The sequence below is a fragment of the Bradyrhizobium sp. IC3123 genome, assembly GCF_020193625.1.
GTDB classification, from domain to species: domain Bacteria; phylum Pseudomonadota; class Alphaproteobacteria; order Rhizobiales; family Xanthobacteraceae; genus Bradyrhizobium; species Bradyrhizobium yuanmingense.
Map to the genome: position 1 here is coordinate 111292 of NZ_JADYVF010000001.1, position 14001 is coordinate 125292.

Here is a 14001-nt window from a genome sequence, read left to right on the forward strand (position 1 = left end):
GGTCCCGGATTGCGCTGCGCTCCATCCGGGCTACGGACCGAGAGACCGCGCCTCACAACACCTTCGACGCGCCCGGGATCTGCCGCAACGCTCGCGTCAGCGCCCAGCTCGCTGCGACAGTCAGGACGAACCCGACCGTGGCCTTGACGATCGCCGGCAGGTCATAGTCGAACAGCCAGTATTGCAGCCACAGCGCGATCGGATAGTGCACAAGGAACATGCCGAACGCGTCGCCCTGCATTGGATCGAGCAGCCTGGCTGAGCCTGATTGCTTGAATCTCTGGAAAAGGGCCAGGATCAGAAACATGATCGCCACGCTGAAGACGGTGAAGCAGATGGCATAAAGCGCTTCATACCAGTCCGGCAACGGCGACGGGTTGCCCAGTATTTCGCGCTTGATGAAGATCAGCCCCCACAACAGGCAATACGGAACGATCGCCAGGACCATCCAGTCCCAGCTGACCTTCGCCATGCGGCCGTCGACAGAGAGCAGCCCACGATCCATTTGCGCAACGCCGATGCCGGCACCGAAAAAGAAATAGGTCGCGTACAGCATCACGCGCCCGTGCTGGACCGAGAACGGCCCGAACTCGAACCAGCTGCTGTGTCCGTAGTGAACCAGCCCGGGAATGTAGAACGCGGCGGTGACCGCCAGCATGACCGCAAAGAACACGGCGGGCCGGCGGCGACCATGTAGCGAGAGGCGATTGATCGGATCGAGCAGGTTGGGTGACAGCCGGTACAAAAGGCAGGCAACCAGGTCGAAGGCGAACAAGACCCACAGGAACCAGATCGGCCCGCTCGGCCACGGGCCCTTCGTGACCATATTCCACCAGAATTCCGCAAAACCGATCTCGGGATGGTGCCGCAGGGAGATCGCGTAATAGGCGAGCGGAATGACTGTAAAGGCGCAGATCGCGAAGGGTAGGCCAAGCCGAAGCAGGCGATCTGCCAAATAGCTCCGGACTCCCTTCCGGGCGATGCCAGACCAGGCGAACAGTCCCGACAGGAAGAAGAACATCGCCATGAAGAAGCTGTCGGTGGCGAGCACGATCATGTCGAAGCCGAAGAAATAACTCGGATCGGTATGCCCGAAATAGGTATAGGGGATCACCGCGTGATGCAGCAGCACCACCAGAGTGAGGAAGGTGCGGGCGCGATCGATCGCCAGATTGCGCACCTTGCTCGTGGGCGCGGCATGCACCTCCGCGCCGATCGTCGCTGAATGTGACATCGTCATCGTGGCCGCCCCGATCCTGACCTCGGCTGGACTGTGCCGCCGGGAACTCGATTCAGCAAGGGCCGTTTGTTTCGGAGGTCGCCCCCGACTACCTCTAGGAACCAGTTCCTCGCAGCAATGTTAGCGTTCGCCGAAAACAGCGTAGGCCGTGAGACGCGGCAGTTCGGAGCTGGCGATGTCGATCCTGAAATGGGCCCTGATCTTCCTACTTGTCTCGATCGTGGCCGGCGTGCTCGGCTTCACCGGAATCTCGGCCGCCTCCGCCGATATCGCGCGCTTCCTGTTCTACGTCTTCGTGGCGATCTTCCTGGTGCTGCTGATACTGGGACTCACGATCTTCAGGACGTAGCTGATTCAGCCCTCTCCGCCGTCATGGCCAGGCTTGACCCGGCCATCCACGCCTTACCGCGTACAGAACGTGGATGCCCGGGCCTTCGCCTCGCCGGAGCGGCTTCGACCGCGCAGGCGGGACAAGCCCGGGCATGACGGTCGTGGGTTGCGGCGCTTATCCCACTTCCTCGATCTTCACCTTGTCCGGATAGAACGCGAGATGGCCTGAAATCTCCGTCATCGCGGGGAAGGGTGTCTCGTAGGTCCAGATCGCGTTGTCCAGCGTCTTGCCGTCCGCCTTGACGCTGTAATAGTTCGCGTCTCCCTTGTAGGGGCAATGGGTGACACGGTCGGTACGCTCCAACAGGGCCATGTTGGCGTCCTCCCGCGGTACATATTGCACTGCCGGATATCTGGCCTCTTTCAAGGTCAGCGCCTTGCTGGTCTCGGCGATCACGATGTCGCCCGCCGTGACGCGGACGCGCCGGGGATTTGGGGTGATGGTGATCGGGTGGTCGGGCCCTGGAAGCTTCATGATTTCACGCCTTTTCGATCAATCTGCCGCGCGCGGCACTTTGTCGTGCCTTTGTCCTGATGGGATCAGGGATATAGTGCCGGAAAGCGTGACGTAGAAGGCCGTTCACGCTAAGTTTGACCTTGCCGGCGAGGGGACCCCCGGCAGCGATTCGATGATGAGGCTGTTTGCAGCCGAGATAAGGAGCAAGACCCGAATGCCCATGGACGCCCACGATATCGAGGCGATGATCAAGGCAGCGATCCCCGATGCCGAGGTGACCATCCGTGACCTCGCCGGCGACGGCGACCACTATGCCGCGACCGTGATCTCGGAATCCTTCCGTGGCAAATCGCGCGTCCAGCAGCACCAGATCGTCTACCAGTCCCTGCGTGGCCAGATGGGCGGCGTGCTGCACGCGCTGGCGCTGCAAACCGGCGTGCCAGGTAACTGACGAAGCTGCACCTGACCTGACCAGCGCCACGAGGGGACGATGATGGCTGCGGACAATCCGCACGGCGCGATGTTCCGCGTCATTGTGCCGAACCAGCACAGCCGCGTCACTTTCGTCGAGCTGTTCTTCGATCTTGTCTTCGTCTTCGCCGTCACGCAGATATCGCACACGCTGCTGCACCATTTCACGCCGCTCGGCGCCGTGCACGTCGCGGTGCTGTTTCTCGCGGTGTGGTGGCTGTGGGTTTTCACCGCCTGGGTTACCAACTGGCTCAATCCCGAGCTGACCCCGGTCCGGCTCCTGCTCTTTGCGATGATGTTGGGCGGCCTCGTGCTGTCGACCACGATCCCGACCGCCTTCGAGGGCCGTGGCCTGTGGTTCGCGATTGCCTATGCGGCCATGCAGGTGGGGCGTACCGCGTTCTGGCTGCTCGCAACGCCGCTGCATCGAACAGCGGTGCGGCATAACGCAATCCGCATCCTGACCTGGCTGTCGATCTCCGCGGCCTTGTGGATCGCGGGCGGCCTGGCCGAGGGCGAGAGGCGGCTATGGCTGTGGATCGCGGCGGTTACCTGGGAATACATCTCGCCGGCCGCGCGGTTCTGGGTGCCGAAGCTGGGCTTTTCTTCCGTTGAGGCCTGGGCGGTCGAAGGCGGCCATATGGCCGAGCGTTGCGGTCTATTCGTCATCATCGCGCTCGGCGAGGCCATTATCGTCAACGGCGCGACCTTCGCTGAACTGGAGTGGACCGCGAGCAACATTCTCGCCTTCGTCTCAGCGCTGGTCGGCGCCATCGCGATGTGGTGGATCTATTTCCACAAGGGCGCGGAGGCCGGCTTGGAGCGGATCTCGAAGTCAAGCGAGTCCGGCCGCCTGGCGCGGCTCGCCTACACCTATCTGCATATGCCGATCATCGCCGGCATCATCCTGACCGCGGTCTCGGACGAACTGGTGCTGAAGCATCCGTCCGGCCATTCCGACGTCCGCACGGTTCTGAGCACGATCGGCGGCCCGCTGGTGTTTCTGATCGGCACCATCCTGTTCAAGCACGCGGTCCGCGGCTTCCTCCAGCTCTCGCACGGCATCGGCATCATCCTGCTGCTGGTGCTGTGGTGGTTCGCGTCGGAACTGTCGCCGCTGTGGCTGTCAATGGCGACGAGCGCCATCTTAATCGTGGTGGCGGTGTGGGAGTCGGTGTCGCTGGGGTCGAAGGTGGAGGAGGCCGGGGAGCATTGAAGCCCGGCCTTACTCCGCGACCTCCAGCGCGTGCACCGAGAACATCTTCGCCGCATCCGTCCAGCTCTCGCGGACCCGCCAGCCCGCGCCCTGGGCCAGCGCGGCAAAACGCGCGATGCTGTATTTGTAGCTGTTCTCTGTGTGGATGCTTTCGCCCGGGCGGAACGAGAAGCTGGTGCCCAGCAGGCGCACGGTCTGGCTCTTCCTGCTGATCAGGTGCATCTCGATGCGGTGCCGCTCGCGGTTGTAGATCGCGCGATGGGTGAAGGCGGACAGGTCGAAATTGCCGCCGAGCTCGCGGTTGATGCGCACCAGCACATTGAGGTTGAAGCGCGCGGTGACGCCGGCCGCATCGTTATAGGCGTCGAAGAGGATCCGCTCGTCCTTCTCGAGATCGGCGCCGATGATCATCTGCGCGCCCTTGCCGAGGATCTTGCGCGCGCTTTTCAGGAAGGCCTGCGCTTCCTGCGGCTCGAAATTGCCGATGGTGGAGCCGGGGAAGAAGCCGACCTTCGGCATGGATGCAACCTGCTTGGGCAGCTCGAACGGCGTCGTGAAATCGGCCGCCACCGGATAGATGCCGAGCGCCGGGAAATCCCGCTTCAGGCCGCTCGCCTGTGCCTTCAGGAAGTCGCCGGAGATGTCGACGGGGACATAGGCTGCGAATTTGCACTGATCGAGCAGCAGGCGCACCTTCGTGGTCGCGCCGGCGCCGAACTCGACCAGCGCGGCGTGCTCCGGGATGATGCTTGCGATCTCGCTTCCGCGCTCCTTCAGGATCGATAGCTCGGTGCGCGTCGGATAATATTCCGGCAGCTTGGTGATCGCCTCGAACAGCTCCGATCCGGTCGCGTCATAGAAATATTTCGGCGACAGCTTTTTCGGCTGCTGCGAGAGGTCCTCGATGGCCTCGCGGGCAAAGGCGGTGGTCTGCTCGTCGGGAAGATGGGCCTCGGCCAAAGCGCTGGCGTGCACATTCATGATACTCTCCTGAACGCGCTGTCCGGCGCGCATCTGTCGTCGGAATACTTAGTCGTAATCGGCAAGCCGCAACCCGGTGAACTGCCAGCGGTGGTGCGGATAGAAGAAGTTGCGATAGGTGGTACGACTGTGGCCCTGCGGAGTTGCAAGCGAGGAGCCGCGCAGCACCAGCTGGTTGACCATGAACTTGCCGTTGTACTCGCCGAGCGCGCCCTCGACGGCGCGATAGCCGGGGTAGGGCGCGTAGGAGCTGCGGGTCCATTGCCAGACGAGGCCGAAGGCGTCGTTGAGCTGGCCAGCGCGGGCCGCGACCTCCCATTCCATCTCGGTCGGCAGGTGTTTTCCGGACCAGCGCGCGAACGCATCCGCTTCGTAATAGCTGATGTGGCAGACCGGCGCGTCCGGATCGACCGGCTTGAGGCCGGCCAGCGTCATCACCTGCCATGCGCCGTCGACCTCGCGCCAATAGCCGGGGGCTTGCCAGTCTTCCTTGCTGGCCGCGGCAAAGCCGTCCATCAGCCACAGGGTTGCGGTCCGGTAGCCGCCGTCCTGCATGAAGGCGAGCCACTCGGCATTGGTGACCAGATTGCGGGCGATCCTGACCGGACCGACCAGGGCGCGGTGCGCCGGCTTCTCGTTGTCGAAATGAAAGCCGTCGTCGACATGGCCGACGGTGTGGATGCCTTCGTTCAGCGTCAGCCAGTCATCGCCGCCGCGCCTTGCGGCCGGGAAGCGCCAGGCCGGGTCATACGCCGGATAGATCGGGTTCTGCGCAAAGGCATGCAGGATGTCGGTGAACATCAGCTCCTGATGCTGCTGCTCGTGATTGAGCCCGACCTCGACCAGCGGCGCGATTGCGCGGAGCTTGTCCGCGCCCGCCTCGCGGAAGAATTTGCTGACGGCCGTATCGACGTATTTGCGATAGGCGCCGACCTCGTCGGCGCTGGGGCGGGTGATGTCGCCGCGATGATTGCGAGCATGTCGCGGGCCGGCGCTGACGTAGTAGGAATTGAACAGGAACGCGAAATCGGGGTGGAAGGGCCGGTAGCCCGCAGCATGCTCGCCGAGCAGGAATTGCTCCCAGAACCAGGTCGTATGGGCCCGGTGCCATTTGGTCGGGCTGGCATCCGGCATGGACTGGATCTGCTGGTCCTCGGGCGACAGCGGTGCGGCCCGGCGTTCGGTCTCATTGCGGACAGTCGAGAACGCCGCTTCCAGCCGCTGGGCGAGGTCGTCCTCGCGGGAGGACGGTGACGAACGCAGGGAGGCCGTGGCTGAGGCTTGTTTCGTCACGTTTTTCTCCAGACAGGACAAGAGAACGTTGTTCGCACGACCCGGTTCCATGAACAGGGTTCGTCCTAGATAGGGGCTCCGTTACGGTATGAAAGTCCTCTGCGGCGATGATATTGATGTCATCAGCCTATGGACCCGGCTGGGGTCAATCCGGCCGGCGGGGACCCGTCGCCGCCATTTTACTTTGGATGCACAACGGTTTGGGCTACATATATGGGCAGGTATCGGGTTAAATCGGCTGAGCCGGCCCGAAGCAATTGGTGAGGGCTCTGCCCCAGAAGGACACGGATATGAGCATCGCGGAATTCATCGACAATGAAGTGAAGTCGAACGACGTGGTTCTGTTCATGAAGGGGACGCCGCAATTTCCGCAGTGCGGTTTCTCCGGCCAGGTGGTCCAGATCCTCGACCATATCGGTGTCGGCTATAAGGGGCTCAACGTTCTCGAATCCGCCGAGCTGCGCAACGGCATCAAGGAATATTCGAACTGGCCGACCATCCCGCAGCTCTATGTGAAGGGCGAGTTCATCGGCGGCTGCGACATCGTCCGCGAGATGTTCCAGGCCGGCGAATTGCAGCAGCTCTTCTCCGAGAAGGGCGTCGTCGTCGCGGCCTGACACGTGACCGTGCTGACGCGCCGGATTGGCGGCGCGGAGCTCGAGGTCATCGTCGCCGATATCACCACACTCGGCGTTGACGCCATCGTCAACGCCGCGAACACGTCGCTCCTTGGCGGGGGCGGCGTGGATGGCGCGATCCATGACGCCGCTGGTCCCGAGCTTCTCGCCGAATGTCAGACGCTCGGGGGATGCCCGACCGGCGATGCCAAGATCACGAAGGGCTATCGTCTGCCCGCCCGATACGTGATCCATGCCGTCGGTCCGGTCTGGCACGGCGGCACTCGCGGCGAGGCGGCGGCACTTCGTTCCTGTTACCGCCGTGCGCTGGAGCTCTCCCAGGCCAATGGGCTGACTTCGCTGGCGTTCTCCGCGATCTCGACCGGCGTATATCGTTTTCCTGCCGACCAGGCGGCAAAGATCGCGGTCCATGCCGCCATCGAAGCCCTGCCTGCTGCGCCGCTGGTTGCGCACGTCATATTTTGTTGTTTCTCGGAGGCAAGCGCCGCCCTCCATTCGGATGTCTTGGCGCGGTACGGCAGCCCTTGTGCCTGATGACGCGGTCGGTACACTCCGAGGCGCCATGTTCCGGGGAGGGGATATGATTTCACAATTTGGACTGCGTGCGCTCGCCTGCGGCGCGTTGGTGTCGCTTGCCGCGATCTCGCCGGCGCGCGCGGAGGGCACTTACGAGATTCCGGCCGGCGCACGTTTCAACCAGGAGAAGCTCGGCAGGATCACCGAGTTCTTCAAGAACGAGGTTGCGACGGGCAAGATCGCCGGTGCAAACGTGCTGATCCAGCAGCATGGCAAGCCGGTCTATCACGAAGTCTTCGGCGTTCAGGACGTGGTCAGCAAGGCTCCGATCACGGACAAGACCATCTTCCGCCTGTTCTCGATGACCAAGGCGATCACTGCGGTGGTCTCGATGCAATTGGTCGAGGAGGGCAAGATCAAGCTGGACGATCCCGTCTCGAAATACATTCCCTCCTTCGCCAATGTGAAGGTCGGTGTCGAGAAGAAGGCGGAGGACGGCACGAAATCGCTCGAGCTGGTGCCGCCGAAGCGGCCGATGACCGTGCACGATCTGATGACGCACACCTCGGGCATCACCTACGGCTTCTACGGCGACAGCCTGGTCCGCAAGGCCTATCGCGAGGCCAACATCTATGCCGGCGACTTCGATCTGGCCGAGTTCGCCGAACGCATCGCCAAGCTGCCGTTGCACAACCAGCCGGGCGCGCTCTGGCAATACGGCCACTCGACCGACGTGCTGGCGCGTGTGATGGAGGTCGCCGCCGGCAAGCCGCTGATCGACATCATGCGCGAGAAGCTGCTCGATCCTCTCGGCATGGTCGATACCGGCTTCTTGGTCACGGACCCCGCGAAGCAGAAGCTTCTGGCCCAGCCCGTGCCGAACGATGCCGATTTCCGCGTCGGCCGCATCAATGATCCGACGGTCGTCAAGAAGATCCAGTTCGCCAGCGGCGGCATGGTCACGACCATGGCGGATTACAGGCGCTTTTCGCAGATGCTGCTCAATGGCGGCAGTCTCGACGGCAAGACCATCCTCAAGCCCGAGACGTTCAAGCTGATGACCACTGATCAGGTCGGCCCCGGCTCCGGCGTCGAGCGCGACTATTTCTATTTCCCCGGCGACGGCTTTGGCTTCGGCCTCGGGCTTGCGGTCCGTACCGAGCCCGGCAATGCCAAGCCGCCGCCGCCCGGCAACCTCGGCGAACTCAAATGGGACGGCGCCTCCGGCTGCTATTTCGTGATCGACCCCAAGCAGGACATGTTCTTCGTGCTGCTGGAGCAGACCCCGAGCGAGCGCCAGCGCGTGCAGCGGACATTGAAGCAGCTGGTTTATGAAGCCATGGAGAAGTGACATGAACGGGCGCCGCGCGCTGTTCGCGGCGCTCGTTCTTTTGTTCGGCGCCGTAAGTGCGCGGGCGGGCTCGGAGGGCCGCGCGCACAGATTCACGCCCGAAGGCCTGGCAAAAGTCTCCGACTACATCAGGAATGAGATCGCGACCGGCAAATTTCCGGGAGCGATTCTGCTGCTCCAGCAACACGGCAAGCCGGTCTACTGCGAGAATTTCGGCGTCCGCGACGTCGCGACCCAACTTTCGATGAGCGCGGACACGATCTTCCGCCTCTATTCGATGACCAAGCCGATCACCTCGGTCCTGGCGATGATGCTGGTCGAGGAGGGTAAGCTTGCGATCAGCGATCCCGTCTCGAAATACATTCCGGCCTTTGCCGGCATGAAGGTCGGCGTCGAGAAGAAGGCCGAGGACGACAAGGTCTCGCTGGAGCTGGAGCCGCTCAACCGTCCGGTGATGATCGAGGATTTGATGCGGCATACCGCCGGGATTCCTTATGGCTATTATGGCGGGGACCTGGTGAACAAGCTCTACGCCGACGCCGGACTGTTCGACAGGAATTCGACCAATGCCGAATTCGTCGCGAAGATCACCGCGCTTCCGCTCGCCGAACAGCCCGGCACGATCTGGGACTACGGCCACTCCACCGACGTGCTCGGGCGCATCATCGAGGTGATCTCGGGGACATCGCTGCTCGAGTTCGCGAAGACGCGGCTGCTCGACCCACTCGGGATGAAGGACACGGAATTCTACCTCGCCGATCCCGCCAAATGGCCGCGTATCGCCGAGCCGATGCCGCAGGATCGGGCGATCAGCCCGATCACGCAGGTTCGCGATATCAGGAAACCGCTGCGATGGGAGTCGGGCGGCGGCGGCCTCGTCGGCACGGTCGGCGATTATGCCCGCTTCTCGCAAATGCTGCTCAACGGCGGCACGCTTGAAGGTCGACGTTATCTGAAGCGGGAAACCATCGCCTTGATGGCGAGGGATCATATCGGTCCCGAAACCCGCGTCGCGCGCGACAAGCACTACTATCCGGGTGAGACCAGCGGCTACGGCCTCGGCTTCGCCGTACGTACCGCAGTGCCGCCGGGCACGAACTGGCCGCTTGGCGAATATCGCTGGGACGGCGTTGGCGGCACCTTCTTCTTCATCGATCCCGAAGACGACCTGTTCGGAATCTTCATGGTGCAGACCCCCTCGCAGCGCGGCCGGATCCAGCTCGAGCTGAAGACGCTGATCTATCAGGCGATGGGGCGGTGAGACCTCTCCCCCTTTGCGTAGCCGGATGGAGCGAAGCGCAATCCGGGACGTCCTCACCGCGTGGATAGATCCCGGATTTCGCTGCGCTCCATCCGGGCTACGGGGCTGAGCTTTACGCCCCGCGCACGATCTCGCGCACGTACCCGATCGTCTCCTCGATCTGGCTCGCATTGACGTCCAGATGGGTGCAGGCGCGGATACGGCCGTCCATCATCGCGAGCGTCACGCCGCGCTGACGGAGGGCCGAGACCATCTTGTCGCCGGGAATGCCGGCGCCGTCGGGCTTGAAGAACACGAGATTGGTCTCGGGCTCCTGCACCTCCATGCCCGAGATCTGCGACAGGCCGCGGGCGAGCGCGCGCGCATTGGCGTGGTCGTCGGCCAGGCGCTCGACGTGGTGGTCGAGAGCATAGATGCACGCTGCGGCGCAGATGCCGGCCTGCCGCATCGAGCCGCCGAGCCGCTGCTTCCACTGCCAGACCGCGTCGATGAAGGCGCGCGAGCCTGCGAGCACGCCGCCGATCGGTGCGCCCAGGCCCTTGGAGAAGTCGATCCAGGCCGAGTCCCAGCCCGCGGTCATGTCGCGTGGCGAGATGCCGCTCGCGACCGTGGCGTTGAGCAGGCGCGCGCCGTCCATATGGGTGACGAGGTCGTGCTGCCTGGCGATCGCGACGATCTCGTCGAGCACCGCCTTCTTCCAGATCGTGCCGCCGCCGATATTGGCGGTCTGCTCGACGCTGACGACGGTCTGCGGCGGCTGGTACCGCGTGCGCGGATGCAGCGCCTTGCGAAGAGTCTCCGGCGTGAACTGGCCATCGGGGCCCTTGAGCTGGGTGACCTGGAAGCCGCCGATTGCGGCATGCGCGCCGCCTTCGCGCGCGATGATATGCGCGGTCTCATGGGCGAGGATCTCGTCGCCGGGGCGGCAATGCACCAGCGTCGCGGTGACGTTGCACATCGTGCCCGAGGGCATGTAGACCGCAGCTTCCTTGCCGAGCAGATCGGCCACGCGCTCGCACAGCGCGTTCACGGTCGGATCGTCGCCGACCTGTTCGTCGCCGACTTCCGCCCGCGCCATCGCCTCCCGCATCCCTGCCGTCGGCTTGGTCTGCGTGTCCGAGAGCAGATTGATGCGCACCGGCGGCGCCTTGGGATCGACGGGGGGAGGGGTGTAGAGCATGGCGTGTCTCATCTCTAGTCGAACAATTGCGACGTATTGCGTGCGTGCCCCGATGACCTGTACTAGCCACGAGAACGTTGAGCGACGCGCTGTCGCGCGGCAAGGAGGATGTCGTCTGGCGTGTCTGCTGTGAAGATATTGCAATCGGGCAGAGCGAACAGCCCCTGATATCGGCAGATCTGCTCGGCGCGGGAGAGGGCCTCCCACGCGCGAAGCGCCGCTTCAGTCGGCGTTGCAGAAGGCAGAGTGTTGGCGAACTGGTCGGCCGCGCGAGACATCGATGACATGCTACCAAACAAAAAGGCCCCGGAGAACCGGAGCCTTTTGAATGTCGATCTGCCGAAACTTATCAGCGCGAATAGAATTCGACGACCAGATGCGGCTCCATCTGCACCGGGAACGGCACGTCGGAGAGGCCGGGGATGCGGGCGTACTTCGCGGTCATCTTGCCGTGGTCGACTTCGAGATAGTCGGGGACCTCGCGCTCGGGAAGCTGGCTGGCTTCGAGCACGTGGGCGAGCTGCTTGGAGGCTTCCTTGACCTCGACCACGTCGCCGACCTTGAGCTGATAGCTCGAAATGTTGACCTTGCGGCCGTTCACCTTGATGTGGCCGTGGTTGATGAACTGGCGTGCGGCGAAGATCGTGGAGACGAACTTGGCGCGGTACACGACCGCGTCGAGACGACGCTCCAGCAGGCCGATCAGGTTCTCGCCGGTGTCACCCTTGAGGCGGCTGGCCTCGACATAGATGCCGTGGAACTGGCGCTCGGAGATGTTGGCGTAATAGCCCTTCAGCTTCTGCTTGGCGCGCAGCTGCACGCCGAAGTCGGAGAGCTTGCCCTTGCGGCGCTGGCCATGCTGGCCGGGGCCGTATTCGCGGCGGTTGACGGGACTCTTCGGGCGGCCCCAGATGTTCTGGCCCATACGGCGATCGATCTTGTACTTCGCCTCACTGCGCTTAGTCATCGCGTCCTCTTCAGGTCATGGTTTGAGGAAACGCGCCCTCCTGTGTGACGGGATGATCCCGGCACCGACAGGTCCGATCCCCAAAGCTTAAGGGAGAGGACCACGGGTCGCGAAACGCTTCGCGGGCCGAAATCGGCCCGCGAGCAGGCGGCTTTTAGGGGAGTTTGGGGTTGGCTGTCAATTCTTTAGCCTGTCATTCCGGGACCTGCGACGACGGTATTCTTATGTCCTGACCGCCCGGACCGGCTTTGACCCCGCCGCCCGCAATTCGGCAGCAATTTCAGTGTTCAGGACCTGTTCCAGCCGGGTCAGGACCCGCGCGATCGGGGCGGCGTCGGTGACGCGGTGGTCCCAGCGGATCACGACATGGATGGTCTGATCTGGCTCGACCAGCCCATAGCTCAGGACAAAGGGGCCCGGCGTGATCGGGTGGAGCTCGCCGCCGCCGTAGGCGGCGACCGAGCTTACCGCAAAGCTGCCGAACCAGTTACCGCGCTGACGGCCGAAATTCAGACCGATGGCCAAGGACAGGCGCCGCAATGGCAACGGCAGGCGGGTCGCCCGCATGATCTTGCGGTACATCGGAACATCCTCGATCGGGGCCGTCTTGCCGCGTCGGATTTCCGCATCGACTTCTGCCAGCGAAAGAGCCTCGGGACCCGCGATTCGCTGCAGCAGCACGCATTCCTCGCCATCCTCGACCCGCGCGATCGCGACCGTCGCCACGCTCTTTGGAAGCTCATACAGAGCCGGCCAGGGCCATTTGACGTAAAGGGTGCGCAGGATCGGCTCGTCCTTTGCAACCAGGGCGAAAGCCTTGACGAACATCGCGGCCCAGCCGGCGGGCGCGGCCGCGTCCGCGCGGGCCTCCAGCAGGGGGCGGATATTGAGCGAACGGGCCAATGAAACGAAAGGTACGCCCTTCGAGGCGTGCATGAGGTCGCAGATCACACGACGACGCAGCGAAATGGTCTTGGGCGTCCCGCGCATAGGTCTCCGGTTCCAAATCAAAAGATCAAAATATGTGCAACGAGCGGGGCCCGCCTGCTCGCTCTAGCACGAACCAACCCGCTTGGGGCCGGTCGGTTCGCCGCACCGAGCAGCGCCAAAGATGGACCCCCTTTAGACCAAAAAATCATCCATTTTCAATGATTTATATCTCGATCAGGCGCTCTTGGTCGCGTCGGTCGGTCATGCGTCGATCGGCCCGATCAGCGCCTGACCCCCTCGTAGGCCGCCATGATGCCGCGCTGGAACAGCGACCAGTCGAAGCCCAGCGCAATCGCGCGGTAGCCGCGGTCGATCAGCGCATTGGCCTGATCGGCGGTGCGCGCCACCCCGCCGATCGGCACCCCGCTCTTGAGGATGCCCGCCTCGGCGCGCGCGATCAGGTCCAGCAATTGCGGATCATCCATCTGGCCGCGCTTGTTGATGGAGGTGGCGAGATCGCCGGGACCGATGACCGCGACGTCGATACCGGGCGTTGCCATGATCTCGTCGATGCGATCGACCGCATCGACGTGCTCGATCGTGATCATACAGATCATCTCGTCGTCGGCAGAGGCCATGTAATCAGGCATCGACTGGCCCCAGCGGAACGGCGCGTGGAAGGGACCCCAGAGCCGATCGCCGCTCGGCGGGTAACGCACGCTGCGCACCGCTTTCTCGGCATCCGCGCGGCTCGTGATCATCGGGAAGTTGATGCCGAAGGCACCGATGTCCATCGGCGCTTTCGCCAGCCACGGCTCGTTGGCGGCGATCCGCACCAGAGGCGTGCACGGCGTGCCCGTGGTCGCGGCGATCATCGCGTGGGCTTCGGTCAATCCGATCGGGCCGTGCTCGAGATCGACGATGATCCAGTCGAGCGAGCGCGCCATGATCTGCACCATCTGCACGCTCGGGATGGTCGCGATCGCACCGAAAGCGGGGCGACCCTCGCGCCAGAGCTGGCGGAGGCGGTTCAGCGGCTTTGCGGGGACCGACATGGAAAATCCTGCGGGACGATGGCGACGGCAAAGCCTAGCAGCGCGCCGCCAGTGC

General features: G+C 63.5%; 15 protein-coding genes. 7 read left to right on the top strand and 8 right to left on the bottom strand.

Annotated features, from left to right (window positions below; all coding sequences use genetic code 11):
* Positions 1 to 52: 52 nt before the first annotated feature.
* Positions 53 to 1240, bottom strand: a complete 1188-nt coding sequence (locus I6F20_RS00585; RefSeq protein ID WP_225124752.1) for an acyltransferase family protein — start codon at positions 1238 to 1240, stop codon at positions 53 to 55.
* A gap of 175 nt (positions 1241 to 1415) precedes the next feature.
* Here I6F20_RS00585 and I6F20_RS00590 point away from each other — a divergent pair, with 175 nt between their 5' ends.
* Entirely contained in the window at positions 1416 to 1589 is a 174-nt protein-coding gene (locus I6F20_RS00590) for a DUF1328 domain-containing protein (protein WP_036012969.1), read from the top strand.
* Positions 1590 to 1745: 156 nt separating this feature from the next.
* On the opposite strand, the gene I6F20_RS00595 is transcribed toward I6F20_RS00590, so the two are convergent.
* Positions 1746 to 2105, bottom strand: a complete 360-nt coding sequence (locus I6F20_RS00595) for a DUF427 domain-containing protein (protein ID WP_036043505.1) — start codon at positions 2103 to 2105, stop codon at positions 1746 to 1748.
* A 196-nt stretch (positions 2106 to 2301) separates the two neighbouring features.
* Here I6F20_RS00595 and I6F20_RS00600 point away from each other — a divergent pair, with 196 nt between their 5' ends.
* A complete protein-coding gene (locus I6F20_RS00600) occupies positions 2302 to 2538 on the top strand; it encodes a BolA family protein (protein WP_036012929.1) in 237 nt (78 codons plus the stop codon).
* A 42-nt stretch (positions 2539 to 2580) separates the two neighbouring features.
* Positions 2581 to 3774, top strand: a complete 1194-nt coding sequence (locus tag I6F20_RS00605; protein ID WP_036027841.1) for a low temperature requirement protein A — start codon at positions 2581 to 2583, stop codon at positions 3772 to 3774.
* A gap of 9 nt (positions 3775 to 3783) precedes the next feature.
* On the opposite strand, the gene egtD is transcribed toward I6F20_RS00605, so the two are convergent.
* A complete protein-coding gene (egtD, locus tag I6F20_RS00610) occupies positions 3784 to 4755 on the bottom strand; it encodes an L-histidine N(alpha)-methyltransferase (RefSeq protein ID WP_192893154.1) in 972 nt (323 codons plus the stop codon).
* Positions 4756 to 4803: 48 nt separating this feature from the next.
* Complete coding sequence (gene egtB, locus I6F20_RS00615; protein ID WP_225124753.1) at positions 4804 to 6099, bottom strand: ergothioneine biosynthesis protein EgtB; 1296 nt, start codon at positions 6097 to 6099, stop codon at positions 4804 to 4806.
* A gap of 239 nt (positions 6100 to 6338) precedes the next feature.
* Here egtB and grxD point away from each other — a divergent pair, with 239 nt between their 5' ends.
* Genes grxD through I6F20_RS00635 form a run of 4 tightly spaced genes read left to right on the top strand, consistent with a single transcriptional unit; the run spans position 6339 to position 9814 of the window.
* The gene (gene grxD / locus I6F20_RS00620) at positions 6339 to 6665 is read left to right on the top strand and encodes a Grx4 family monothiol glutaredoxin (RefSeq protein WP_018647423.1); all 327 of its coding nucleotides are present in this window, start codon (positions 6339 to 6341) and stop codon (positions 6663 to 6665) included.
* A 3-nt stretch (positions 6666 to 6668) separates the two neighbouring features.
* A complete protein-coding gene (locus I6F20_RS00625) occupies positions 6669 to 7220 on the top strand; it encodes an O-acetyl-ADP-ribose deacetylase (protein ID WP_109143232.1) in 552 nt (183 codons plus the stop codon).
* 46 nt (positions 7221 to 7266) lie between these two features.
* A complete protein-coding gene (locus I6F20_RS00630) occupies positions 7267 to 8553 on the top strand; it encodes a serine hydrolase domain-containing protein (RefSeq protein ID WP_036012922.1) in 1287 nt (428 codons plus the stop codon).
* A 1-nt stretch (position 8554) separates the two neighbouring features.
* Positions 8555 to 9814, top strand: a complete 1260-nt coding sequence (locus I6F20_RS00635; protein ID WP_225124754.1) for a serine hydrolase domain-containing protein — start codon at positions 8555 to 8557, stop codon at positions 9812 to 9814.
* 112 nt (positions 9815 to 9926) lie between these two features.
* On the opposite strand, the gene I6F20_RS00640 is transcribed toward I6F20_RS00635, so the two are convergent.
* The 4 genes from I6F20_RS00640 to I6F20_RS00655 form a co-directional block, all read right to left on the bottom strand.
* Positions 9927 to 10994, bottom strand: coding sequence for a threonine aldolase family protein (locus I6F20_RS00640; RefSeq protein WP_036027826.1), 1068 nt, complete (start codon positions 10992 to 10994; stop codon positions 9927 to 9929).
* A gap of 349 nt (positions 10995 to 11343) precedes the next feature.
* Positions 11344 to 11961 (bottom strand): 30S ribosomal protein S4, encoded by a 618-nt coding sequence (gene rpsD, locus I6F20_RS00645; RefSeq protein ID WP_036012915.1) that lies wholly within the window; start codon positions 11959 to 11961, stop codon positions 11344 to 11346.
* Between the two features lie 222 nt (positions 11962 to 12183).
* Complete coding sequence (locus I6F20_RS00650) at positions 12184 to 12951, bottom strand: acyltransferase (RefSeq protein WP_036012914.1); 768 nt, start codon at positions 12949 to 12951, stop codon at positions 12184 to 12186.
* A gap of 221 nt (positions 12952 to 13172) precedes the next feature.
* Positions 13173 to 13946: an HpcH/HpaI aldolase family protein gene (locus I6F20_RS00655; protein ID WP_225124755.1), complete on the bottom strand. Its 774-nt coding sequence runs from the start codon at positions 13944 to 13946 to the stop codon at positions 13173 to 13175.
* Positions 13947 to 14001: the final 55 nt, after the last annotated feature.